The sequence below is a fragment of the Burkholderia torrens genome (assembly GCF_984668525.1).
In genome coordinates this window covers 714,223-739,620 of sequence record NZ_OZ480211.1, presented here as the reverse complement: position 1 = coordinate 739,620, position 25,398 = coordinate 714,223, and the positions used below count along the sequence as shown (strand labels likewise).

General features: G+C 68.6%; 18 protein-coding genes. 11 read left to right on the top strand and 7 right to left on the bottom strand.

Annotated features, from left to right (window positions below; genetic code table 11):
• Positions 1-8 precede the first annotated feature (8 nt).
• The 4 genes from AC5LXX_RS03385 (at position 9) to aroG (ending at position 8,112) form a co-directional block, all read left to right on the top strand.
• Positions 9-4,211, top strand: coding sequence for a YhdP family protein (locus AC5LXX_RS03385; protein ID WP_493410468.1), 4,203 nt, complete (start codon positions 9-11; stop codon positions 4,209-4,211).
• A gap of 51 nt (positions 4,212-4,262) precedes the next feature.
• A complete protein-coding gene (locus AC5LXX_RS03380) occupies positions 4,263-5,090 on the top strand; it encodes a carbon-nitrogen hydrolase family protein (protein WP_493410467.1) in 828 nt (275 codons plus the stop codon).
• An 85-nt stretch (positions 5,091-5,175) separates the two neighbouring features.
• Positions 5,176-6,642, top strand: coding sequence for a metalloprotease TldD (tldD, locus tag AC5LXX_RS03375; RefSeq protein ID WP_059528967.1), 1,467 nt, complete (start codon positions 5,176-5,178; stop codon positions 6,640-6,642).
• A 396-nt stretch (positions 6,643-7,038) separates the two neighbouring features.
• Positions 7,039-8,112 (top strand): 3-deoxy-7-phosphoheptulonate synthase AroG, encoded by a 1,074-nt coding sequence (aroG, locus tag AC5LXX_RS03370; RefSeq protein WP_124449397.1) that lies wholly within the window; start codon positions 7,039-7,041, stop codon positions 8,110-8,112.
• Between the two features lie 78 nt (positions 8,113-8,190).
• Here the strand turns inward: aroG and hmpA are convergent, their stop codons facing one another.
• Together hmpA and AC5LXX_RS03360 are read right to left on the bottom strand one after the other, a co-directional pair.
• Positions 8,191-9,399, bottom strand: coding sequence for an NO-inducible flavohemoprotein (hmpA, locus tag AC5LXX_RS03365; protein WP_493410466.1), 1,209 nt, complete (start codon positions 9,397-9,399; stop codon positions 8,191-8,193).
• 94 nt (positions 9,400-9,493) lie between these two features.
• Complete coding sequence (locus tag AC5LXX_RS03360) at positions 9,494-10,045, bottom strand: cob(I)yrinic acid a,c-diamide adenosyltransferase (protein ID WP_493410465.1); 552 nt, start codon at positions 10,043-10,045, stop codon at positions 9,494-9,496.
• Between the two features lie 136 nt (positions 10,046-10,181).
• Here AC5LXX_RS03360 and AC5LXX_RS03355 point away from each other — a divergent pair, with 136 nt between their 5' ends.
• The 6 genes from AC5LXX_RS03355 to proC all read left to right on the top strand — a co-directional run bounded on the left by AC5LXX_RS03355 (position 10,182) and on the right by proC (position 17,326).
• Positions 10,182-11,591 (top strand): FAD-binding oxidoreductase, encoded by a 1,410-nt coding sequence (locus tag AC5LXX_RS03355; protein WP_493410464.1) that lies wholly within the window; start codon positions 10,182-10,184, stop codon positions 11,589-11,591.
• Between the two features lie 40 nt (positions 11,592-11,631).
• Positions 11,632-13,125 (top strand): FAD-linked oxidase C-terminal domain-containing protein, encoded by a 1,494-nt coding sequence (locus tag AC5LXX_RS03350; RefSeq protein ID WP_124449406.1) that lies wholly within the window; start codon positions 11,632-11,634, stop codon positions 13,123-13,125.
• A gap of 185 nt (positions 13,126-13,310) precedes the next feature.
• Positions 13,311-14,399 (top strand): glycolate oxidase subunit GlcE, encoded by a 1,089-nt coding sequence (glcE, locus tag AC5LXX_RS03345; RefSeq protein ID WP_493410463.1) that lies wholly within the window; start codon positions 13,311-13,313, stop codon positions 14,397-14,399.
• Between the two features lie 7 nt (positions 14,400-14,406).
• Entirely contained in the window at positions 14,407-15,633 is a 1,227-nt protein-coding gene (gene glcF, locus AC5LXX_RS03340; protein WP_493410462.1) for a glycolate oxidase subunit GlcF, read from the top strand.
• A 129-nt stretch (positions 15,634-15,762) separates the two neighbouring features.
• Positions 15,763-16,461 (top strand): YggS family pyridoxal phosphate-dependent enzyme, encoded by a 699-nt coding sequence (locus AC5LXX_RS03335; RefSeq protein ID WP_493410461.1) that lies wholly within the window; start codon positions 15,763-15,765, stop codon positions 16,459-16,461.
• A gap of 52 nt (positions 16,462-16,513) precedes the next feature.
• Positions 16,514-17,326, top strand: coding sequence for a pyrroline-5-carboxylate reductase (gene proC, locus AC5LXX_RS03330; RefSeq protein ID WP_493410460.1), 813 nt, complete (start codon positions 16,514-16,516; stop codon positions 17,324-17,326).
• Between the two features lie 101 nt (positions 17,327-17,427).
• Here the strand turns inward: proC and ubiA are convergent, their stop codons facing one another.
• Complete coding sequence (ubiA, locus tag AC5LXX_RS03325) at positions 17,428-18,291, bottom strand: 4-hydroxybenzoate octaprenyltransferase (RefSeq protein WP_493410459.1); 864 nt, start codon at positions 18,289-18,291, stop codon at positions 17,428-17,430.
• A gap of 428 nt (positions 18,292-18,719) precedes the next feature.
• Between ubiA and AC5LXX_RS03320 the strand changes: the two genes are divergently transcribed.
• On the top strand, positions 18,720-18,956 hold the full coding sequence (locus AC5LXX_RS03320; RefSeq protein ID WP_493411136.1) for a hypothetical protein: 237 nt from the start codon (positions 18,720-18,722) through the stop codon (positions 18,954-18,956).
• 65 nt (positions 18,957-19,021) lie between these two features.
• On the opposite strand, the gene katG is transcribed toward AC5LXX_RS03320, so the two are convergent.
• The 4 genes from katG to recG form a co-directional block, all read right to left on the bottom strand.
• The gene (katG, locus tag AC5LXX_RS03315; RefSeq protein WP_493410458.1) at positions 19,022-21,208 is read right to left on the bottom strand and encodes a catalase/peroxidase HPI; all 2,187 of its coding nucleotides are present in this window, start codon (positions 21,206-21,208) and stop codon (positions 19,022-19,024) included.
• A 101-nt stretch (positions 21,209-21,309) separates the two neighbouring features.
• Positions 21,310-21,438 carry a hypothetical protein gene (locus AC5LXX_RS03310; protein ID WP_493410457.1) on the bottom strand — a complete coding sequence of 43 codons (129 nt, stop codon included), beginning with the start codon at positions 21,436-21,438 and terminating at the stop codon, positions 21,310-21,312.
• 395 nt (positions 21,439-21,833) lie between these two features.
• Entirely contained in the window at positions 21,834-22,793 is a 960-nt protein-coding gene (locus AC5LXX_RS03305) for a hydrogen peroxide-inducible genes activator (RefSeq protein ID WP_069255817.1), read from the bottom strand.
• Positions 22,794-22,920: 127 nt separating this feature from the next.
• Positions 22,921-25,233: an ATP-dependent DNA helicase RecG gene (gene recG, locus AC5LXX_RS03300; RefSeq protein ID WP_493410456.1), complete on the bottom strand. Its 2,313-nt coding sequence runs from the start codon at positions 25,231-25,233 to the stop codon at positions 22,921-22,923.
• Positions 25,234-25,398: the final 165 nt, after the last annotated feature.

Sequence of the window (25,398 nt, the reverse complement as noted above, 5' to 3'; positions counted from 1 at the left end):
TCCGCCGCATGTCCGACCGTCAGGAATCCGCCGTAGCTGCGCCCGAAGCGGGACCTCCGAAGCACGATCATCCGGTCCTGCGTCGCGTGTTCAGGGTGACGCTGACAGTCGGGATCGGCACCTACTTCATCGCGTCCGGCACGTTCCTCGGGCTGCGCTACGTCCTGCTGCCCCGCATCGACGAATTCCGCCCGCGCATCGAGCGCGCGGTGTCCGACAAGCTCCACGCGCAGCTTTCGATCGGCAAGCTTTCCCCGAACTGGTCCGGCATGCAGCCGGGCGTCGAACTCACGAACCTGACGATCCGCGGCCGTGACGGCAAGGTCGCGCTGTCGGTCCCGCACGCGACGGCCGCGCTGTCGTGGATGTCGCTGCTGCGGCTGTCGCCGGCGCTGTCGAGCCTGATCGTCGACCAGCCCGACCTCGTCGTCGCACGCGCGGCCGACGGCTCGCTGAGCGTCGCGGGCGTCGGCGTCGCGACCACGCACGGCGGCAACGACACGTTCGGCACGTGGCTTCTGAAGCAGGAAGCGATCGTGCTGCGCGGCGGCACGCTGCGCTGGCGCGACGCGCAGCACGACGCGCCGGAGCTCGTGCTGTCGGGCATCCGGCTCGCGGTGCTCAACAACGGCCGCGTGCACAAGGCCGCGCTGCAGGCGCCCGCGAACGGCACGCTGCTGCTCGGCCCGCTCGATTTCCGCGCACGCTTCAGGCACAAGCCGCTCGCGCCGATCGGCAAGCCGTCGAACTGGACGGGCGACGCATACCTGTCGACGGGCCCGGTCGACCTGCAGACGCTGACGCGCTATCTCGACGTGCCGCTGACGATCCACGCGGGCCGGATCGACAACGCGATCTGGGCGACCTTCGGCGACGGCCACCTGCGCTCGGCAGGCGGCGACCTGCAAGGCGCCGACGTCGCGCTGCGCGTGCGCCCGACGCAACCGCGGCTCGACGTGCCGACGGTCGGCTTCGGCTGGGACATGGTGCTCGACGCCGGCCACGACTACACGCTGCACCTGACGCACTTCAACGCGGAGCTCGGCCAGCCGCCGCTGCCGGACGGCACGCCGCTCGCGCGTTCGCTCGCGCTGTCGACGCTGACGGCGCGCTACCGCGTGCCGACCGAGACGCAGGGGCAGTTGATCAGCGTCGTCGGCGACCGCGTCGATCTCGGCATCCTCAGCGAGTTCATCCGCGGCCTGCCGCTGCCGGCGCGCCTGCGCAACGAGCTGATCAAGATCGACCCGCGCGGGATGGTGCAGAACTATCACATCGAGGTCGAGCGCGCGAAACCCGCGCGGCCAGACCTCGCCGACGAGGAGCGGCGCATGGGCGCCGCGCCGATCGTCCGCTACCGCTTCCTCGGCGACCTGCAGGGCATCAGCTTCGCGGCCCAGGAGCCGCCGCCCGGGCTCTCGCCGCGCGGCCACCCGCGCGCCGGCTGGCCGGGCATCGAGAACCTGTGGGGCCGCGTCGACGCGAACGAAACGGGCGGCAACGCACATTTCGACACGGTCAATGCGGCGGTCACCGTGCCCGGCGAGTTCGACGAGCCGCGCCTGACGTTCGACCGGCTGCGGGGCAACGCGAAATGGACGATCACGCCCCAGCCCGGCGACAAGCACGCGCGCGTCGACGTATCGCTGCCCGACCTGCTCGTGTCGAACCCCGATGCCGAAATCGCGGTGTCGGGCTCGTACACGAACCCCGGCCACGGCCGCGGCACGCTCGACCTGCGCGCCGATTTCGCACGCGCATCGGTGGCGCGCATTCCGCGCTACCTGCCGACCGGGATGTCGGAGCACCTGCGCGACTATCTCGGCCACGCGCTGCAGGACGGCAAGGTGACCAAGGGCGCGTCGATCGTCGCGCGCGGCCCGCTCGAGAAATTCCCGTTCGAACACGAGCCGGACGCCGGCGTGTTCCACATCGTCGCGCCGTTCACCGGCGGCCGCTTCGAGCCGACGCCCTACCCGCCGCGCAAGCTCGCGAACGGTACGCCGAGCGTCTGGCCGGCGCTCGACGGGATCGACGGCGTGTTCGAGCTCGCGCAGAACAAGCTGCACTTCGACATCCACCGCGCGCACTACAAGCGCGTCGCGCTGACGAAGGTCACGGGCCGCATCGACGATCTCGGCAATCCGTCGCATTCGCCGCTGATCATCGACGGCCATGCGCAGGGCCCGCTCGCCGACCTGGTCGACTACGCGGACAACAGCTCGCTCGGCACGATGAGCGGCCACATCGGCCAGCGGATCGACGCGCAGGGGCCCGCGTCGCTCGCGCTCAAGATCACGATTCCACAGCACGTCGCGCATCCGCACACGCACGTCGAAGGCGCGCTCGCATTCGGCGGCAACACGCTGACGACCAGCGGCGTGCCGCCGCTGTCGGCACTGCGCGGCAGCGTCCGCTTCACCGAGGCCGGCGCGTCGCTGCACGACCTGTCGGCGCGCTTCCTCGGCGGCCCCGTGCGCGCGAACGGCAACTTCCAGTCGCACGGCCCGTACACAGTGGACGTCGACGGCCGGCTCGCGCTCGACGCCGCTCGCGGCCTGAACCTGCACGGCGCGGCGGCCGCGCTGCTCGAACACGTGGTCGGCGACGCGCCGTACAAGATCGCCGTGCGCGGCGCACCGGGCCGCCTGCCCGACGTCAGTGCGCATTCCGACCTGACCGGCGTGGCGCTGAACTTCCCCGCGCCGTTCGCGAAACCGGCCGGCACGCCGATGCCGTTCAGCTTCACGCTGCAGCCGGCGCCGCAGGCGGACGGCAAGCGCCTCGAGCATGCCGACCTGACGCTCGGCCCCGTATCGGCGACCTACCTGCTCGACGCGACGCGCGGCCAGCCGCTGCGCGCGGTGCGCGGCGCGATGGGCATCCACCGGATGCCCGACATGCCGCAGGACGGCGTAAGCGCGGCCGTGGACGTCAACGAACTGGACGCCGATGCGTGGCTCGCACTCGCCCACACGCTGAAGTCCGACACGCCGCGCACACCGGAGCAGGCTGCACCGCGCGTCGATTTCGCAAGCTTCGCGCCGAAGCGTTTCGCGTTCCACTTCGGCACGCTGAAGCTGCTCAAGCGCAACTGGGAAAACGTGATCGTCGGCGCGTCGCACGTCGACGAGCTGTGGCAGGCGAACATCGCGTCGAACCAGGTGTCGGGCTACCTGTCGTGGGCGCCGGGCGGCGGCCACAACGGCGCGGGCGTACTGAACGCGCGGCTCGCGAAGCTCGTGATCCCGGACAGCGCGCAGCACGATCTCGTCGGCCGCGCGATGAACCTGCCGACGCCGACCGATCGCCCGATGCCGTCGATCGACCTGATCGTCGACCAGGTCGTCGAGCGCAACCACGACATCGGCCGGCTCGTCGTCAATGCGCGCAACATCGACGAAGACGGCACGCCCGTGTGGCAGCTCGACAAGCTGGAACTGTCGAACCCGGCCGCGAAGCTGACGGCGACCGGCAACTGGCGCACGTCGCGCCGCGCGCTCGCCCGCGGCGCCGACGAGAACGACGCGCCGCGCCGCACCGTGTTCGACTTCAAGCTCGATATCGACAACGCGGGTGCGCTGCTCGATCGCGTCGGCCTGCCGCGCACGCTCGCGGACGGCCACGGGACGGTGACGGGCAAGGTCGGCTGGCGCGGCGGCCCGACGGCGCTCGACTTCCCGTCGCTCGGCGGCCAGGTCGCGGTCGATCTCGAACACGGGCAGATCCTGAAGGTCGATCCGGGCGCGGCGAAACTCCTCGGCGTGCTGAGCCTGCAGAGCCTCGCGCGCTTCCTGACGCTGAATTTCCGCGACGTGGTCGGCAAGGGACTGCCGTTCGACAAGATCACCGGTACCGGCCGGATCTCGAACGGGATCGCGCGCACCGACGATTTCTCGATGATGACGGGGCCCGCGAACGTCACCGTGCGCGGCGCGGTCGATCTCGGCACCGAGACGCAGGATCTGCATGCGCACGTCGCGCCGAAAATCAGCGCGGGCGCAGCCGCGATCGGGGCCGCCGTCATCAATCCGCTGCTCGGCATCGGCGTGCTGGCCGCGAACTACGCGCTGTCGGAGACGCTGTCGCATGCGTTCGCGCTCGACTACGCGATCACCGGCTCGTGGGCGCACCCGCACATCGAGCGGGTGCGGGGCGATCAGGGTAAGATGAATCACGGTCCGGCCGATGCAGCGAACCAGAGTCATTGAGCCGTGCACGGCGCCGGGCCGCACCCCATTTATGAAGCAACCGATCCCGCGATGACCGACCACACCCGTTCCGCCACACCCTTCCGGGTCGCCGCGCTGCAGATGGTGAGCACGCCGGACGTCACACGCAATCTCGCCGAAGCGCGCCGCCTGATCGCGGAAGCCGCCGGCGAAGGCGCACAGCTCGTGCTGCTGCCCGAGTATTTCTGCTTCATGGGCCATCGCGACACCGACAAGCTCGCGCTCGCCGAGCCGTACCAGGACGGCCCGATCCAGCGCTTCCTCGCGGACGCCGCGCGCCGCCACGGCATCTGGGTGATCGGCGGCACGCTGCCGCTGAAGGCGCCCGAGCCCGACCGCGTGCTGAACACGACGCTCGTGTTCGACCCGTCCGGCAACGAGGCCGCGCGCTACGACAAGATCCACCTGTTCAACTTCGAGAAAGGCGACGAGTCGTTCGACGAGGCGCGCACGATCCGCGCGGGCGATACGGTCGTCGCGTTCGACGCGCCGTTCGGGCGGGTCGGCCTGTCGGTCTGTTACGATCTTCGCTTTCCGGAGCTGTATCGCCGGATGGGCGACTGCGCGCTGATCGTCGTCCCGTCGGCGTTTACGTATACGACGGGCCGCGCACACTGGGAAACGCTGCTGCGCGCGCGGGCCGTCGAGAACCAGTGCTACGTGCTCGCGGCCGCGCAGGGCGGCAAGCACGAGAACGGCCGGCGCACCTGGGGCCACAGCATGCTGATCGATCCGTGGGGCGAGATCGTCGCGGTCCGCGACGTCGGCGCCAGCGTCGTGCTCGGCGCGGTCGATCCGCAACGCATGGCCGACGTGCGCCAGAGCCTGCCCGCGTGGCGGCACCGCGTCCTGACCTGAATCCGCCGCACAGCTTGAAACGCCGCGCGGCCAACCCATCTGCCCAGCAGCACCCGACAACTTTTTGAGAAACCCCGATATCCGCATGAACATCATCGAACCCGGCATCCGCAACCTCGCGCTGGCGAAGGACATCCTGCTCACGCCGTACGGCCTCGACGAAAGCCTGCTCACGCGCACGATCGCCGACATCTTCACGCACCGCGTCGACTACGCGGACCTGTACTTCCAGGCGACCCGCAGCGAAGCGTGGAGCCTCGAGGAAGGCATCGTCAAATCGGGCAGCTTCAGCATCGACCAGGGCGTCGGCGTGCGTGCGGTCGCGGGCGACCGAACCGCGTTCGCGTACTCGGACGACCTGTCGCCGGAAGCGATCGCGCAAGCCGCCGCGGCCACCAAGGCCATCGCGGCAGCCGGCGGCGGCCGCCAGAAGATCAAGGCCGCGACGTCGCTGAAGGGCATCTCGGGCCGCGACCTGTACCTGCCGTCCGATCCGCTCGCCTCGCTCGACGCGACGGCCAAGGTCAAGCTGCTCGAGCGCATCGAGCAGATGGCGCGCGGGCGCGACCCGCGCATCACGCAGGTGATGGCCGGCCTCGCCGGCGAATACGACGTCGTGCTGGTCGCCCGCAGCGACGGCGCGCTCGCGGCCGACATCCGCCCGCTCGTGCGCGTGTCGGTCACGGTGATCGCCGAGCAGAACGGCCGCCGCGAGATCGGCTCCGGCGGCGGCGGCGGCCGCTTCGACTACGGCTACTTCACCGACGACGTGCTGTCGCGCTACGTCGACGACGCCGTGCACGCGGCGCTCGTCAACCTCGACGCGCGCCCCGCGCCGGCCGGCGCGATGACGGTCGTGCTCGGGCCGGGCTGGCCGGGCGTGCTGCTGCACGAGGCGATCGGCCACGGCCTCGAAGGCGACTTCAACCGCAAGGGTTCGTCCGCGTTCGCGGGCCGGATCGGCGAGCAGGTTGCGGCCAAGGGCGTGACGGTGGTCGACGACGGTACGCTGCCGAACCGCCGCGGCTCGCTGAACATCGACGACGAAGGCAACCCGACGCAATGCACGACGCTGATCGAGGACGGCATCCTGAAGGGCTACATCCAGGACACGCTGAACGCGCGCCTGATGAAGATGCCGGTCACGGGCAACGCGCGGCGCGAGTCGTACGCGGCGCTGCCGATGCCGCGCATGACGAACACGTACATGCTGAACGGTGACAAGGATCCGCAGGAAATCATCGCATCGGTGAAGAACGGCCTGTACGCGGTGAACTTCGGCGGCGGCCAGGTCGACATCACGAACGGCAAGTTCGTGTTTTCGGCGTCCGAGGCGTACATGATCGAGAACGGCAAGATCACCTACCCGGTGAAGGGCGCGACGCTGATCGGCAGCGGCCCCGAATCGCTGAAATACGTGAGCATGATCGGCAACGACATGTCGCTCGACACGGGCGTCGGCGTCTGCGGCAAGGAAGGCCAGAGCGTGCCGGTCGGCGTCGGCCAGCCGACCCTGCGCATCGACAAGATGACGGTCGGCGGTACGGCATAACCGCATCGTGGCGCAGACAATCCGCGCATTTTTCAGAAATCGCGCGGATTGTCCGCATTTTTGACGTTTCCCGGTTGCCAGCCGTCCGGCGACACGGTATAAATTCCGAATCAACTTTTTGACGAACCGAATCTCCGTCATGTCCGCCAAGTTTTACTTTTACTTTTTTTGGTATCTCAGACCGCTGGCGGATCGAGAGGGTTGATGGCGCGTAAAGCGCAACCGAAATTCCCGAAAAAACCGCCGGCGAACCCGGCGGTTTTTTTTCGCCCTTCGCCACCCGGTTGCCGCCGCAGCGGATTCCGCGGCCCCGACCGAAACCACTGAATCGCTTGAATTAATGAATTTACCGCACGCCCACTGACCGAACGGCGCCCGGAACCAAGGAGAAACAGCATGCCCCCGCACAACACCGACGACGTCCGCATTCGCGAACTCAAGGAACTGACGCCGCCCGCCCACCTGATCCGCGAATTCGCGTGCTCCGAAGCCGCGTCCGAGCTGATCTACAACTCGCGCCAGTCGATGCACCGCATCCTGCACGGGATGGACGACCGCCTGATCGTCGTCATCGGGCCGTGCTCGATCCATGACACGAAGGCGGCGATCGAGTATGCGGGCCGGCTCGTGAAGGAGCGCGAGCGCTTCAAGGGCGAACTGGAAATCGTGATGCGCGTGTACTTCGAGAAGCCGCGCACGACGGTCGGCTGGAAGGGCCTCATCAACGATCCGCACCTCGACAACAGCTTCAAGATCAACGAAGGGCTGCGCACCGCGCGCGAACTGCTGCTGCAGATCAACGAAATGGGGCTGCCGGCCGCGACCGAATACCTCGACATGATCAGTCCGCAGTACATCGCCGACCTGATCTCGTGGGGCGCGATCGGCGCGCGCACGACCGAGTCGCAGGTGCACCGCGAGCTCGCGTCGGGGCTGTCGTGCCCGGTCGGCTTCAAGAACGGCACCGACGGCAACGTGAAGATCGCGGTCGACGCGATCAAGGCCGCGTCGCAGCCGCACCATTTCCTGTCGGTGACGAAGGGCGGCCACTCGGCGATCGTGTCGACGGCCGGCAACGAGGACTGCCACGTGATCCTGCGCGGCGGCAAGACGCCGAACTACGACGCGGACAGCGTGAACGCCGCCTGCGCGGACATCGGCAAGGCCGGCCTCGCCGCGCGCCTGATGATCGACGCGAGCCACGCGAACAGCTCGAAGAAGCACGAAAACCAGATCCCCGTCTGCGCGGACATCGGCCGCCAGATCGCGGCCGGCGACGAGCGCATCGTCGGCGTGATGATCGAGTCGCACCTCGTCGAGGGCCGCCAGGACCTGAAGGAAGGCTGCGCGCTGACCTACGGCCAGAGCATCACCGACGCGTGCATCGCGTGGGACGACAGCGTGAAGGTGCTCGAAGGCCTCGCGGAATCGGTCAAGGCACGCCGCGTCGCGCGCGGCAGCGGCAACTGATCGTTTGCCTGCGGCACAACGAAACAGCCCGGCTCGCGCCGGGCTTTTTTCATCGACTGCCGATTGCCGGTCGGCACCTCATTCGAGCGCGCCTGAACCGAAGATCTCGGTATGGATGCGCTCCGGCGCGACGCCGAGCGCGACCAGCGCGTCGCGCTGCGCCTTCATGAACGCGATCGGGCCGCAGATGTAGTAATCGGCGTCCGGCACCAGCGCGTACTGCCGCACGCGTTCCGCCGTGAGGCGCCCTTCGAGGTCGTGGTCGATGCCGGCGCGATCGTTCGGGCCGACGAGTTCGTACAGCACCGTGCGCTTGACGTTCGCATGCCCGCCGACGATATCGTTCAGCCAGTCGCGGAACGCGTGCACCGCGCCCGAACGGCATGCATGGACGAACCGCACTGCACGCGGGCTGCCTTCGCCGACCAGCGTCGACGCCATCGACACCATCGGCGTCAGGCCGACACCGCCGGAGATCAGCACGACCGGCGTCTCGACGCCGCGCTTCAGCGAGAATTCACCCATCGGCGCGGTCGCCTCGACGATCGCGCCCTCTTCCACGCCGTCGTGCATCAGCGTCGATACCTTGCCGGCCGGGATCGCTTCCGGCTGGCCGGCCTCGCGCTTCACCGAGATGCGCAGCCACTTGCCGTGCGGCGCATCGGACAGGCTGTACTGGCGCGGCTGGTCGACGCCGAGATCGCCGACGAAGCGCTTTACCGTGATGTACTGGCCCGGCTCGAAGGTCGGCGCCGCGCCGCCATCGGCGGGTGTCAGGTAGAACGACGTGATCTCGCCGCTCTCGCGCACCTTGCGTGCGACCTTGAACGGGCGGAAGCCGCTCCATGCGGCACCTGCGTACAGGTTGGCCTCGGCACCGATCAGGATCTGCGCGAGCTGGCCGTACGCGACGCGCCATGCCTCGAGCGTGTCGGCGTCGACCGCGTCGCCGAGCACTTCGACGATCGATGCAAGCAGGTTCTCGCCGACGATCGGGTAATGCTCGGGACGGATGTTCAGGCTCGCGTGCTTGTGCGCGATGTGCGACACGGCGCCGCCCAGTGCACCGAGATTGTCGATGTTCGCCGCGTACGCATAGACGGCCTTCGCGAGCGTCTCCGGCTGGCTGCCGGTCTTCTGGTGCGTCTGGTTGAACAGGTTCTTCAGTTCCGGATGGCGCGCGAACATGCGCTGGTAGAAGTGCTTCGTGATCGTCGCGCCATGAACGGCGAGGACAGGGGCAGTGGCCTTCACGCGAGCCATCTGGTCAGCGGTGATGTGGGTCATGTTCGTTCTCCGTTAAACATGCACACACAATACATGTTTAAAAAACAGCATCCCCCGGGCAAATTGTCGCAGTGCGCAAACGTGCTGCGGCGGGCTAGCGGACGCGCCCGCGCTCCCACAGCACGTCCGCTCCGCCGTCGGCGCGGTTCAGCACGCGCGCCAGCACGAACAGCAGGTCGGACAGTCGGTTCACGTAACGCCGCGGCGCATCGTTGAGCGTGTCGTGGCGGCCGAGCGCGACGATCGAGCGCTCGGCACGACGGCACACCGTCCGGCACACGTGCGCGAGCGACGCCGCGCGCGAGCCGGCCGGCAGGATGAATTCCTTCAGCGGCGGCAGCGTCGCGTTGTAGTCGGCGAGCCACTGGTCGAGGCGCGCGAGATGCGTGTCGTCGAGTACCGTGTGGCCGGGAATGCACAGCTCGCCGCCGAGATCGAACAGGTCGTGCTGGATCGTGACGAGTGCCGTGCGCACGTCGTCCGGCAGCGTCTCGGCGAGCAGCACGCCGAGGTTCGAATTCAGTTCGTCGACGTCGCCGATCGCCGCGATCCGCTCGTCGTCCTTGCCGATGCGCCGTCCGTCGCCGAGGCCGGTGGTGCCGTCGTCGCCGGTGCGCGTGGCGATCTTGCTCAAGCGGTTGCCCATGCGAATGTCCTCTCGTGCGCGGCCGTGATGCGGCCCGGTTGGCTGGAACGCGATTATCGCAGCCCGCGGCGCCGGGCGCAGCGGGCGTTACAGCGTAGAATGGACCGAAAGTTCGACAAGCCGCCAGGAGACATTCGTGAATCACCCTGCCCCGCCGGCCGCCACGCGCCGTCCGCTGCCTCCCGCCATGCTCGATGCGCTGCGCGCCGCCTTCGGCGAGCGCGTGTCGACCGCCGACGCGGTCCGCGCGCACCACGGCCGTGACGAATCGCCATTCGATCCGCAACTGCCCGACGCCGTCGTGTTCGCGCACAGCACCGACGACGTGCGCGAAGTCGTGTCGCTGTGCTCGCTCTACAGCGTGCCGCTGATCCCGTACGGCGCCGGCTCGTCGCTCGAAGGCCACCTGCTCGCGGTGCGCGGCGGCGTGTCGCTCGACCTGTCGGAAATGAACCGCGTGCTGTCGATCAACGCCGAAGACCTGACCGTGACGGTCGAGCCGGGCATCACGCGCAAGGCGCTCAACGAAGCGCTGCGCGACACCGGCCTGTTCTTCCCGATCGATCCGGGCGCCGACGCCAGCATCGGCGGGATGACCGCGACGCGCGCATCGGGCACCAACGCCGTACGCTACGGCACGATGCGCGAGAACGTGCTCGGCCTGACCGCGGTGCTCGCCGACGGCCGCGTCGTGAAAACCGGCTCGCGCGCGCGCAAGTCGTCGGCCGGCTACGACCTCACGCGCCTGTTCGTCGGCTCCGAAGGCACGCTCGGCGTGATCACCGAGATCACGCTGCGCCTGCACCCGCTGCCCGAAGCCGTGTCGGCGGCGACCTGCACGTTCCCGACGATGGGCGACGCGGTCCGCACGGTGATCGAGACGATCCAGATCGGCGTGCCGATCGCGCGCGTCGAATTCGTCGACGCGCTCGCGGTGCGCTCGATCAACCGCCATTCGAACCTGACGCTCACCGAAGCGCCGACGCTGTTCTTCGAATTCCACGGCACCGACGCCGGCGTGAAGGAACAGGCCGAACTCGTGCAGGCACTGGCCGGCCAGAACAACGGCCAGGGCTTCGAATGGGCGACGCGCCCCGAGGACCGTACGCGGCTCTGGGCCGCGCGCCACAACGCGTACTTCGCGATGCTGCAGCTGAAGCCGGGCTGCCGTGCGGTGACGACCGACGTGTGCGTGCCGATCTCGCAGCTCGCCGCGTGCGTCGAGGAAACCGAGGTCGACCTGCGCGCATCGTCGCTGCCCTGCCCGATCGTCGGTCACGTCGGCGACGGCAATTTCCACGTCGCGATCCTGATCGACCCCGACAAGCCCGAGGAGCTCGCCGAAGCCGAGCACATCAACGACCGGATCGTCGAGCGCGCGCTGCGTCTCGGCGGCACCTGCACGGGCGAGCACGGTGTCGGGCTGCACAAGATGCGCTTCCTGCCGAAGGAGCACGGCGACAACGCGATCGACACGATGCGCGCGATCAAGCTCGCGCTCGATCCGCGCAACCTGATGAATCCGGGCAAGATTTTCACGTGCTGACACGGCGGCGCGACCGCGCGCCCCTGCTGCAGGAGACCCCATGAACGCTCCCGTCGAACTGTCGAGCGCGGCCCGCGCGCAGCGCCAGCGCGAAGTCGTGCAGGCGCTGATGGCCGTGCTGCCGACGCACTGCCTGCTGTACCGCGACGAAGACACCGCGCCGTACGAATGCGACGGCCTGTCCGCGTACCGCCGCCTGCCGCTCGCGGTCGCGCTGCCGGAAACCGAATCGCAGGTGCAGCGGATCGTGCAGATCTGCCGCCGCATGGAAGTGCCGATCGTGCCGCGCGGCGCCGGCACGAGCCTGTCGGGCGGCGCGCTGCCGATCGCGCTCGGCGTCGTGCTGTCGCTCGCGCGCTTCACGCGCATCGTCGAAGTCGACCCGTACGCGCGCACGGCGACCGTGCAGCCTGGCGTGCGCAATCTCGCGATCTCGGAAGCCGCCGCGCCGTACGGCCTGTACTACGCGCCCGATCCGTCGTCGCAGATCGCGTGCACGATCGGCGGCAACGTCGCGGAAAACTCCGGCGGCGTCCATTGCCTGAAATACGGGCTGACCGTGCACAACGTGATGCGCGTGCGCGCGGTGACCATCGACGGCGAGATCGTCGAATTCGGCTCGCTCGCGCTCGACGTGCCGGGCCTCGACCTGCTCGCGGTGATGATCGGCAGCGAAGGGATGTTCGCGATCGTCACCGAGGTGACGGTACGCCTGATCCCGAAGCCGCAGACCGCGCAGCTCGTGATGGCGAGCTTCGACGACGTCGTCAAGGGCGGCGAGGCAGTGGCTGCGATCATCGCGTCGGGCATCATCCCGGCCGGGCTCGAGATGATGGACAAGCCGGCCACCCAGGCCGTCGAGGCGTTCACGCACGCGGGCTACGACCTCGACGCGAAGGCGATCCTGCTGTGCGAATCGGACGGCACGCCGGAAGAAGTCGCCGAGGAGATCGTGCGGATGACGGCCGTGCTGCGCGAACACGGCGCGACGCGCATCCAGGTGTCGCGCAACGAACAGGAGCGGCTGCGCTACTGGTCGGGCCGCAAGAATGCGTTCCCGGCCGCCGGCCGCATTTCCGCGGATTATTACTGCATGGACGGCACCGTGCCGCGCCGCGCGATCGGCCCGCTGCTCGCGCGCATCGAACAGCTCGAGACGCGCTACGGGCTGCGCTGCATCAACGTGTTCCATGCGGGCGACGGCAACATGCATCCGCTGATCCTGTACAACGCGAACGATCCGGACGAGCTGCACCGCGCCGAGCAGTTCGGCGCGGAAATCCTCGAATGCTGCGTGGAATTCGGCGGCAGCGTGACGGGCGAGCACGGCGTCGGCATCGAGAAGCTCAATTCGATGTGCGTGCAGTTCTCGCCGCAGGAGCGCGACGCGTTCTTCGCGGTCAAGCGTGCCTTCGATCCGGCCGGCCTGCTGAACCCGGACAAGGGCATCCCGACCCGCGCGCGCTGCGCCGAGTACGGTCGCCAGCACGTGCGCGGCGGGCTGCTGCCGCACCCCGACCTGCCGCGCTTCTGAGCGGCGCTCGCGCGCAGCGACCGGTGCCCGCGGCCGGGCCGCGGCGGTCGGCCGTGCCTGCGCGGCCCGTTCGCGCGGCGACGCGGGCATGCGATCTGCAATACGGGGCTTAGGGATAGTCGCGATGTGGAATCGCGCCACCCCGGTACAATCGACCGAACAACAAGCCGAGGCAGCAACCGAACATGGAAGAGGACGACATCGTCGCCGGATGGGCCGAGCGCATTCGCGCGGCCAGTGCCGACGGCCGGCCGCTGCGGATTCGCGGCGGCGGCACCAAGGACTGGTACGGCCAGGCGCTCGAGGGCGAAATACTCGACACGCGGGCGTTCCAGGGCGTCGTGTCGTACGACCCGGCGGAACTCGTCGTCACGGTCCGCGCGGGCACGCCGCTCGCGCAGCTTGAAACCGTCCTCGCCGAGTGCGGCCAGATGCTGCCGTTCGAGCCGCCGCACTTCGGCCGCGCGGCCACGGTCGGCGGCTGCATCGCGGCCGGCCTCGCGGGCCCGCGCCGCGCCGCCTGCGGCGCCCCGCGCGATTTCGTGCTCGGCGTGACGCTGATGAACGGCCGCGGCGACATGCTGCGCTTCGGCGGACAGGTCGTGAAGAACGTCGCCGGTTACGACGTATCGCGGCTGATGGCCGGCGCGCTCGGCACGCTCGGGCTGATGCTCGACCTGTCGATCAAGGTACTGCCCATGCCCGTCGCCGAGGTCACGCTGAAGTTCGAGATGACCGCGACCGACGCGGTGCGCAAGCTCAACGAATGGGGCGGCCATCCGCTGCCCGTCAGCGCGAGCGCCTGGCGCAACGGCACGCTCGTGCTGCGCCTGTCGGGCGCCGAAGCGGCCGTGAAATCCGCGAAGACGCTGCTCGGCGGCGAAGTCGTCGATGCAGTCGAAGCCGAGCGCTTCTGGGCCGGCCTGCGCGAGCATACCGACCCGTTCTTCAACGGCATCCCGCCCGGCTACGCACTGTGGCGCCTCGCGCTGCCGTCGATCACCGAACCGATGCACCTGCCCGGCACCCAGCTGATGGAATGGGGCGGCGCGCAACGCTGGTGGATCACCGATGCCGACGCACAGACCGTGCGCATGAGCGCGAAGCAGGCCGGCGGCCACGCGACGCTGTTCCGCGCCGGCGACGCGTACGACCGCAGCGCGGGCGTGTTCACGCCGCTTCCCGCCCCGATGATGAAAATCCACCGCGGACTGAAGAGCGCGTTCGATCCCGCGCGCATCTTCAATCGCGGCCGGCTCTACCCTGATCTCTGAGGGATCGATGCAAACGAACCTCGCCGATTTCATCCGCAACACGCCAGACGGCGACGAGGCCGACGCGATCCTGCGCAAGTGCGTGCATTGCGGGTTCTGTACCGCGACCTGCCCGACCTACCAGCTCCTCGGCGACGAACTCGACGGCCCGCGCGGCCGCATCTACCTGATCAAGCAGATGGTCGAAGGCGCGCCCGTCACGCGCAGCACGCAGCAGCACCTCGACCGCTGCCTCACGTGCCGCAGCTGCGAAACGACCTGCCCGTCCGGCGTCCAGTACGGCCGGCTCGTCGAGATCGGCCGCAAGCACGTCGAAGCACAGGTGCAGCGCCCCGTGCAGCAGCGCCTCGTGCGCCGCGTGCTCGCGAGCCTCGTGCCGAATGCCGCGCTGTTCTCGCCCATGATGCGGCTCGGCCAGCATGTGCGGCCGCTGCTGCCGAAGCGGCTGCGCGACAAGGTGCCGCCGCGCACGCGGCTGCTCGAATGGCCGCACCGCCCCCACACACGCAAGATGCTGATGCTGGGCGGCTGCGTGCAGCCGTCGATGCTGCCCAACATCAACATCGCGACCGCACGCGTGCTCGACGCGCTCGGCATCGAGACGATCGTCGCGCCCGACGCCGGCTGTTGCGGCGCGATCCGCCTGCACCTGAACTATCACGACGAAGCGCTCGACGACGCGCGCCGCAACATCGACGCGTGGTGGCCGCACGTCGAACAGGGTGCCGAGGCAATCGTGATGAATGCGTCGGGCTGCGGCGCGACGGTGCTCGAATACGCGCACCTGTTGCGCGACGATCCGGCTTACGCGGAGAAGGCGCAGCGCATCGTGTCGCTGACGCGCGACGTCTCCGACGTGCTGCTCGCGTTCGAGGCCGAACTCGCGACGCTCGCGCGGCGCCGCGCGATCCATACGGTCGCGTACCACCCGCCGTGCACGCTGCAGCACGGCCAGCAGTCGCGCGGCAAGGTCGAGCGGCTGCTCGAGACGCTCGGCATCGACGTGCGGCTGCCGGCCGACAGCCATCTGTGCTGCGGCTCGGCCGGCACCTATTCGCTGACGCAGCCGTCGCTGTCGTACCGGTTGCGCAAGCAGAAGCTGCTGAAGCTGCAGGCGCTCGAGCCGCAGATGATCGTGTCCGGCAACATCGGCTGCATCGCCCACCTGCAGAGCGGCACGCAGATTCCGGTCGCCCACTGGGTCCAGCTCGTCGAGCATCTGCTGTACGGTTGAGCGCTGCTCCCCAATGACGGACTGGCGCGCAGCGTCCGTATAATGAGCGGATCGATGCGGCGCGTGTCGCGGCGCATCGGCTTCATGCCCGCTTCCGTGGCTGCCTCCGTGCCTGCTTTCGTGCCCGTCATGTCCGATCTTGCCGCCCGTCTCGCATCCGTTCATCGCCGCATTGCCGACGCCGCCCGCGCGGCCGGCCGCGATCCCGCCACCATTGCGCTGCTCGCCGTGTCGAAGACGTTTCCCGCCGACGACGTGCGCGCCGCACACGCGGCCGGGCAACGCGCATTCGGCGAAAACTACGTGCAGGAATCGATCGACAAGATCGATGCGCTCGCCGACCTGCGCACGAGCCTCGAATGGCATTTCATCGGGCCGTTGCAATCGAACAAGACGCGCCCTGTCGCCGAGCATTTCGACTGGGTCCATTCGGTCGACCGGCTGAAGATCGCGCAGCGCCTGTCGGAACAGCGCCCCGCGCACCTGCCGCCGCTCAACGTGTGCGTGCAGGTGAACATCAGCGGCGAGGCGTCGAAGAGCGGTGTCGTGCCGGCCGACGTCGCCGAGGTCGCACGCGCGGTCGCCGCGCTGCCGTCGCTGCGGCTGCGCGGCCTGATGGCGATTCCCGAACCGGCCGGCGACACCGACGCGCAACGCATGCCGCATCGCGCGCTGCGCGCGCTGTTCGACACGTTGCGCGCCGGCGGCCTGCCGCTCGACACGCTGTCGATGGGCATGTCCGCCGATCTCGACGCGGCCGTGCTCGAAGGTGCGACGATCGTGCGCGTCGGCACCGCGATCTTCGGCGCGCGCGATTACTCGCACTGAGCGCTGCGCCCGCTTCCGCCTTTCCGTTCACTCACTTGCTCATTCGGACATCATGAAAATCGCATTCATCGGCGGCGGCAACATGGCCGCGGCCCTGATCGGCGGCCTGATCAAGCGCGGCGTCGCCGCTAACGACCTGTATGCCATCGACGTCAACGAAGACGTTCGCGCGCGCGCCGCGCAGCAATTCGGCGTGCGCACCGGCGCAGCCATCGACGCGACGCTCGCCGGTTACGACGCGATCGTGCTCGCGGTGAAGCCGCAGGTGCTGAAGGACGTCGCGCAGGCGCTCGCGCCGCACCTGACGTCGCAGCTCGTGATCAGCATCGCGGCCGGCATCCGCGGCACGGATCTCGCGCGCTGGCTCGGCGACTACGCGCGCGTCGTGCGCACGATGCCGAACACGCCCGCGCTGGTCGGCATGGGCGTGACGGGCCTCGCCGCACTGCCGGGCGTCGACACGGCGGGCCGCGAACTCGCGTCGGACGTGCTCGGCGCGGTCGGCGAGATCGTGTGGTTCGACGACGAATCGCAGCTCGACGCCGTCACGGCCATTTCGGGCAGCGGGCCCGCGTACGTGTTCTATTTCATCGAGGCGCTGCAGGAAGCCGCGCGCCGCCTCGGCATGAACGACGAACAGGGCCGCGCGCTCGCGGTCGCGACGTTCACGGGCGCCGCGCAACTGGCCGCGCAATCGGGCGAACCGGCGAGCGTGCTGCGCGAACGCGTGACGTCGAAGGGCGGCACGACGGCCGCCGCGCTCGCGGCATTCGATGCGCAGGGCGTGAAGGAAGCGATCGTGCGCGGCGCGCTCGCGGCCGAAGCACGCGCGAAGGAAATGGGCGACGAGCTCGGCCGCGCGTAAGCGCGACAGCGGCGCCGGTTTTGCCGGCGCCGGACGTAAAAAAAGCGACCGGCAGGTCGCTTTTTCGTTGGCGCCGCGCACAAGGACGCGCGGTGTGTCGTTCAGTTGCCGGCCAGCAGGTAATGCGCGGCGATCCCCGCGAACAGCACGCCGCCGAGCCAGTTGTTGTGCCGGAATGCCGCGAAGCACGGCATCCGTTCGCGATCCTTGATCAGCGTGTAGTGATACAGCGCGCAGCCGGCCGCGGCGGCCCAGCCGGCCCAGTAGACGAGACCGAAGCCGAGCGTCACGCCGATCCACACGTAGATGCCGAGCGTCACCGCGTAGCACGCCATCACGGCCGCGACGTCGAAGCGGCCGAACGTCAGCGCGGACGTGCGGATGCCGATCTTGATGTCGTCGTCGCGATCGACCATCGCGTACTCGGTGTCGTACGCGACCGACCAGAAGATGTTCGCGACCAGCATCACCCACGCGATCGTCGGCACCGTGTCCTGCACGGCCGCGAACGCCATCGGGATGCCGAAGCCGAACGCGATGCCGAGATAGGCCTGCGGAATCGCGAAGAAGCGCTTCATGAACGGATACGAGCCCGCGACGAACAGCGCGACGACGGACAGCTCCTTCGTCAGCGTGTTTAGCGGCAGGATCAGCAGGAACGCGATGAACGACAGCCCGACCGCGATCGCGACGGCCTCCCATGCGTGGATCTTGCCCGACGTCAGCGGCCGGTCGGCCGTGCGCTTCACGTGACGGTCGAAATCGCGGTCGGCGTAGTCGTTCATCGCGCAGCCGGCCGACCGCATCAGCAGCGTGCCGAGCGTGAAGATCACGAGCAGCGGCCAGCGCGGATGGCCGTCCGACGCGATCCACAGCGCGTTGAGCGTCGGCCACAGCAGCAGCAGGCTGCCGATCGGCTTGTCCATCCGGACGAGCCGCAGATACAGGGGAAAGCGGGCAAGCATGGCGAAGCACCGGGAAGATAACCCCGGCATTTTAGAGCCGAGCGGCGCTTCGCGTCATGTCGGAGCGACCCGCAGCCGGCTGCCGACGGGGGCGCACACACGGCCCGGGCCCGCCGCACGCGGCTGTGCCGCAACGCGCATCAATCAAGGGACAGATTCACCACGTCGGCGGATCGGAACGACGGGTATCCCTCCCCGGCCCGGCCGTGCCGCGCTTGCGCGAACGGCGGACGCAGCATCCAGGCGGTCTTTTCATGCGTCTGCAGGCGCTGCGTCGGCTGGTCGGCAGCAGGACGGCGCTCGGTTCGGCGCTCGCCGCAGGCCGTCCGCGATCATCTTGCGGTCGTTGTCGCGGATGCCGAAGTCGATCGGCGCGGCGCAAGTCTTTCCGTACATGATACGGACTCCTTATTCAACGGACCAGGGCAATGAAAGCGAATCCGACTACCTGCCTGTCGACCGCGCGCCGCGTTCAGGCGGCCGCGATCGCGTGCAGCGCTTGTGACACCAGTTCGGCCACACCGCCGATGACGATCGCGAATCCGACTACGTACCGCGCGATCTCGGCCGGCGCCCGCACCTTCGGCGCCGCCAATGCGGCGCGCATGTTCAATATCATTTGCGTCATGATCGTCACTCCTTCAACGAAATCCGTGGTCCAGTAAAAACGGCCGGTCGGACGACCGGCCGTTTCCCGTTACTGCCTCGCCGCGCTACCGCACGGCGACGTTCACGCGAGGTCGAAGCGGTCGAGGTTCATCACCTTGTTCCAGGCCGCGACGAAGTCGCGTGCGAACTTCTCCTTCGCGTCCGCGCTGCCGTACACCTCGGCCACCGCACGCAGCTGCGCATGCGAGCCGAAGATCAGGTCGACACGCGTGCCCGTCCACTTGACCTCGCCCGTCGCGCGATCGCGCCCTTCGAACACGTCGTTCGCGGCCGACACCGGCTTCCATTCGGTACCCATGTCGAGCAGGTTCACGAAGAAGTCGTTGGTCAGCGCTTCCGGACGATCGGTGAACACGCCGTGCTTCGCGTCGCCCGCATTCGCGCCGAGCACACGCAGGCCACCGACCAGCACCGTCATCTCCGGCGCGCTCAGCGTCAGCAGTTGCGCCTTGTCGACCAGCAGCGCCTCGGCCGGCGTCTTGTATGCGTGCTTCAGGAAGTTGCGGAAACCGTCGGCGAGCGGCTCGAGCACGGCCATTGCCTCGATGTCGGTCTCTTCCTGCGTCGCGTCCGCGCGGCCCGGCGCGAACGGCACCGTCACCGCGACACCCGCGTTCTTCGCCGCCTGCTCGACGCCGGCCGCACCGGCCAGCACGATCAGGTCGGCGAGCGACACCTTCTTGCCGCCCGTCTGCGCGTCGTTGAACGCCTTCTGCACGCCTTCGAGCGTTGCGAGCACCTTCGCGAGCTCGGCCGGACGGTTCACTTCCCAGTCCTTCTGCGGCGCGAGGCAGATGCGCGCACCGTTCGCGCCGCCGCGCTTGTCCGACCCGCGGAACGTCGCTGCCGACGCCCAGGCGGTCGACACGAGCTGCGACACCGTCAGGCCCGTCGCCAGCACCTTCGCCTTCAGCGCGGCGACGTCGGCGGCGTCGATCAGCGGGTGGTCGACGGCCGGAATCGGGTCCTGCCACAGCAGGTGTTCGGCCGGCACTTCCGGGCCGAGATAGCGCGCGCGCGGACCCATGTCGCGGTGCGTGAGCTTGAACCATGCGCGTGCGAACGCGTCGGCGAACTCGGCCGGGTTCTCGTAGAAGCGGCGCGAGATCTTTTCGTAGGCCGGGTCGAAACGCAACGACAGGTCGGTCGTCAGCATCGTCGGGCGATGCTTCTTCGACGGGTCGAACGCATCCGGGATCACTTCGCCCGCATCCTTCGCGACCCACTGGTGCGCGCCGGCCGGGCTCTTCGTCAGCTCCCACTCGTAGCTGAACAGGTGCTTGAAGAAATCGTTGCTCCACTGGGTCGGCGTCGACGTCCACGTGACCTCGAGGCCGCTCGTGATCGCGTCCTTGCCCTTGCCCGTGCCGAACGTGCTCTTCCAGCCGAGCCCCTGCTCCTCGAGGCCCGCGGCTTCCGGCTCGGGGCCGACGTTCGACGCCGGACCGGCGCCGTGGGTCTTGCCGAACGTGTGGCCGCCCGCGATCAGCGCGACCGTTTCCTCGTCGTTCATCGCCATCCGCGCGAACGTCTCGCGGATGTCGTGCGCGGCGGCGACCGGGTCGGGGTTGCCGTCCGGGCCTTCCGGGTTCACGTAGATGAGGCCCATCTGCACCGCGGCGAGCGGGCTTTCGAGTTCGCGCTTGCCCGAGTAGCGGCTGTTCGGGCCGCCGCTCAGTTCCAGCCAGATCTTTTCCGAGCCCCAGTAGACGTCGTCCGGTTCCCAGGTGTCGACGCGGCCGCCCGCGTAGCCGAACGTCTTGAAGCCCATCGATTCGAGTGCGACGTTGCCGGTCAGGATCAGCAGGTCGGCCCACGAGATGTTGCGGCCGTACTTCTGCTTGATCGGCCACAGCAGCCGGCGCGCCTTGTCGAGGCTCACGTTGTCCGGCCAGCTGTTGAGCGGCGCGAAGCGCTGCTGCCCGCCGCCCGCGCCGCCGCGGCCGTCGGCCGTGCGGTACGTGCCGGCGCTATGCCATGCCATCCGGACGAACAGGCCGCCGTAGTGGCCGAAGTCGGCCGGCCACCAGTCCTGCGATGTCGTCATCAGCGCGTGCAGGTCTTTCTTGACCGCCGCGAGATCCAGCTTCTTGAACGCCTCGGCGTAGTCGAAATCCTTGTCCATCGGATCGGACAGCGCCGAATGCCGATGCAGGACGTTGAGGTTCAGCTGATTCGGCCACCAGTCCTTGTTCGTCGTGCCGCTGCCTGCGGTGTGGTTGAACGGGCACTTCGTTTCGTTCGACATGCGTTTTCTCCTTTACTTGCTCGTAGGCCCCCACGTGCCGGGCGCGGTTCGTGGAGCATTGCGGGGGATAAGAAACTGAACAGGCGGGTCCTCCTGTCGTACTACAGGATGTCGTGCGCGGCATTCGGCACGCGTTCCCGCCGCGACGCGCCGCAGGCGAGGCGCTCGGGGAAGCCGCTGCCGGCAGTCGTCGTGCCGGCGAGGCGTGTGGTGTTCCAGCTTTCGGGCATGCAATGCTCCCTCATGGCACGACGGCGGGTAAATCGGGGGAACACAGGACCGGCATGCGGCGGCACTCATCCGCCGTACACACGGTCCGCCAGGTACGCGAACGCAATCGGACGCAGGCTGCGGACCGCCGCCCTGGCGCGATGTACGACCGCGTCGCGCGACGGCATGTTCCGCTGCGCGTGCTGCAATACCGACCGCATCATGACATCCTCCTTTGACGCTTGCATCGAGCGTGCGGACCGGACGCCGGCATGACGCCGATCCATGTAGAGGATTCTATCCATACCTATTGATTAATTGAATTTAATAAATTTCATCTATGCGATAGGGAAAAATAAACGGGGTCGCAAGACCCCGTTCATCATGCCGCCAAAGGTGCGTGCGCGATGCGCGCTCAGTTCATCGTGGCCGGCATGTCGAGCTTCGCGACGCCCGGCAGCTCGCATGCGGCAATCGCGTCGCTGATCGCGTCGATCGCCGGCATCCGCGTGAAGCTCTTGCGCCACACGAGCACCACGCGGCGGTCGGGCACCGGTTCGTTGAACGGCACGTACGACAGCAGCTCGGCGTCGGGGCCGTTCGCGCGCGGCCCGATCTCGGCCACCGACATCCGCGGCAGCACCGTGATGCCGACGCCGCTCGCGACCATGTGGCGAATGGTTTCGAGCGACGAGCCCTCGAAGGTCTTCTGGATGCCGTCGGCCGTTTGCGAGAAGCGCATCAGCTCCGGGCACACGCCGAGCACGTGATCGCGGAAGCAATGGCCGTTGCCGAGCAGCAGCATCGTTTCCTGCTTCAGGTCCTCGGCGTCGATTTCCTCGCGTTTCTCCCACGGATGGCCGGCCGGCAATGCGACGACGAACGGCTCGTCGTACAGCGGACGCACCATCAGGCCGGTTTCCGGGAACGGGAGCGCCATGATCGCGGCGTCGATCTCGCCCTGCTTCAGCAGTTCGAGCAGCTTCAGCGTGTAGTTCTCCTGCAGCATCAGCGGCATCTGCGGGACACGCTGGATCATTTGCTTGACGAGCGTCGGCAGCAGGTACGGCCCGATCGTGTAGATCACGCCGAGGCGGAACGGACCGACCAGCGGGTCCTTGCCCTGCTTCGCGATCTCCTTGATCGCGAAGGTCTGCTCGAGTACGCGCTGCGCCTGCGTGACGATCTGGTCACCGATCGGCGTCACGCTCACTTCACTCGCGCCGCGCTCGAAAATCTGCACGTTGAGCTCGTCTTCAAGCTTCTTGATCGCCACCGACAGCGTCGGCTGGCTCACGAAGCAGGCTTCGGCCGCGCGGCCGAAATGCCGTTCGCGCGCGACCGCGACGATGTATTTCAATTCAGTCAGCGTCATTGTGGGTCAATCAGAGATATACAGGCGATAGGTTTAATTTATACACCCTCTGGCACCGGTTCGCCAAGTTTCTCAGCATCGCGATGCGTCGATCGACGGTCTTTCGATCCGGCCCCGGGCCGGCAAATCAAGCCTTCAGGTACTGCTCCCGCGCGCCGAGCCAGCGTGCGAGATGCTGCGTGACGACCTCGGGATACGCGGCAATCAGCCGCGTCGCGGCTTCGCGGGCCGGGTCGATCAGCCAGCCGTCGGTCTCGAGGTTCGCGAAACGCAGCATCGCCGCGCCCGACTGGCGCGCGCCGAGGAATTCGCCGGGGCCGCGGATTTCGAGGTCGCGCCGCGCGATCTCGAAGCCGTCGGTCGTCTCGCGCATCGTCTTCAGCCGCTCGCGGCCCGTCAGCGACAGCGGCCCCGTGTACAGCAGCACGCACACCGACGCCGCGGTGCCGCGCCCGACGCGGCCGCGCAGCTGGTGCAGTTGCGCGAGGCCGAAGCGCTCCGCGTGCTCGATCACCATCAGCGACGCGTTCGGCACGTCGACGCCGACCTCGATCACGGTCGTCGCGACGAGCAGCTGGACTTCGTTGCGCGTGAACGCTTCCATCACGGCGGCCTTGTCGGCCGGCGACAACCGGCCGTGCACGAGCCCGACCTTCAGCTCGGGCAGCGCCGCCGCCAGCGTCTCGTAGGTCTCGACGGCCGTCTGCAGCTGCAGCGTCTCGCTTTCCTCGATCAGCGGGCACACCCAGTACACCTGGCGCCCGGTCAACGCTGCCTCGCGCACGCGGGCGATCACCTCCTCGCGCCGCGCGTCGCCGACGAGGCGCGTCAGCACGGGCGTGCGGCCCGGCGGCAACTCATCGATCGTCGAGACCTCGAGATCCGCGTAGTACGTCATCGCGAGCGTGCGCGGGATCGGCGTGGCCGACATCATCAGCTGGTGCGGCTGGAAGTCGCGCGCGCCGTTGGCCGCGTTCGCGGCCTTCGCGCGCAGCGCGAGACGCTGCTCGACGCCGAAACGGTGCTGTTCGTCGACGATCACGAGGCCGAGCCGCGCGAATTCGACCGTGTCCTGGATGATCGCGTGCGTGCCGATCACGAGCTGCGCGGTGCCGAGGGCGGCCGCCTCGATCGCCGCACGCTTCTCCTTCGCCTTCAGGCTGCCCGCGAGCCACGCGACCGTGACGCCGAGCGGCTCGAGCCACGCGCGCAGCTTGCGCGCGTGCTGTTCCGCGAGAATCTCGGTCGGCGCCATCAGCGCGGCCTGGTAGCCGGCGTCGATCGCCTGCGTGGCGGCGAGCGCCGCGACGACCGTCTTGCCGCTGCCGACGTCGCCCTGCAGCAGGCGCTGCATCGGGTGCGCGAGCGTGAGGTCGTGCGCGATCTCGTCGACGACGCGCGCCTGCGCGCCCGTCAGCGTGAACGGCAGCGCCGAGTAGAGCCGCGTCGTCAGCGCATCGGCATCGCTCGCGGTGCGGCGCGGCATCGCGGGCGCCGCGCGCGTGCGACGCTCCTCGTGCGCACGCTTGAGCGACAGCTGCTGCGCAAGCAGCTCCTCGAACTTGATGCGCGTCCAAGCCGGATGCGAGCCGTCCATCAGCGCGGCTTCGTCGGAGTCGACACGCGGGTGGTGCAGGATGCGCACGGCCTGCTCGAGCGTCGGCACGTCGAGCGGCTTCAGGTAGTCGCGCTGGATCTCGGGCGGCAGCAGCTCGGGCAGCGGCGTGCGCTCGACCGCATTCTCGATCGCCTTGCGCAGGTAGGCCTGCGACACGCCGGCCGTGCTCGGGTAAACAGGCGTGAGCACCTGCGGCAGCGGCGCATCGGCTTCGACGACGCGCACGGCCGGATGCACCATCTCCATGCCGAAGAAGCCGCCGCGCACGTCGCCGCGCACGCGCAGCCGCTGGCCGACGGCCATCTGCTTGACCTGCGACCCGTAGAAATTCAGGAAGCGCAGCACCAGGTGCTCGCCGTCGTCGTCCTGGATCTTCACGACGAGCTGGCGGCGCGGACGGAATGTGACCTCGTTGTCGAACACGACGCCTTCCGTCTGCGCGATGCCGCCCGGCAGCAGCTCGCCGATCGGCGTGAGCGTGGTTTCGTCCTCGTAGCGCATCGGCAGGTGCAGCACGAGATCGATCGAGCGCGTGAGGCCGAGCTTCGCGAGCTTGTCGACGGTCTTCACCGGCTTGTCGGCGGCCGCCTTCTTCTTGCGCTTCGTGCCGGCCGCGCCCGCTTCGTCGCTGGCGGCGCCTTCGGCATCGGGCGCGGCGGCGGCCGGCTGCGCGAGCCGCCCGTCGGCGCCGCGCTTCGGGCCGGCGCGGCGCGGCGCCGCACGCGCTCCCGCACTTTGTGCGGGCGGCGCGACGTCCTCCGCGTCGAACGGATCGGCGGAATCGGCAACGGCAGCGGAGGAACGGCGTGGTGACACAGGCATCGGATCGTCTGGGTGCTTCGCAAGGCAAGTACAATAGCGGCTTTCACGTCGTCCGAACGAACGACGCCGGCCAGGCCGCGCATCCCGTCATCATAGCGGCTCGCGCGCCCCATTTACGCGTTTCCGCCCTGCCGGCGACGCCCGCCGGCCGCTTCGAACCAGCCC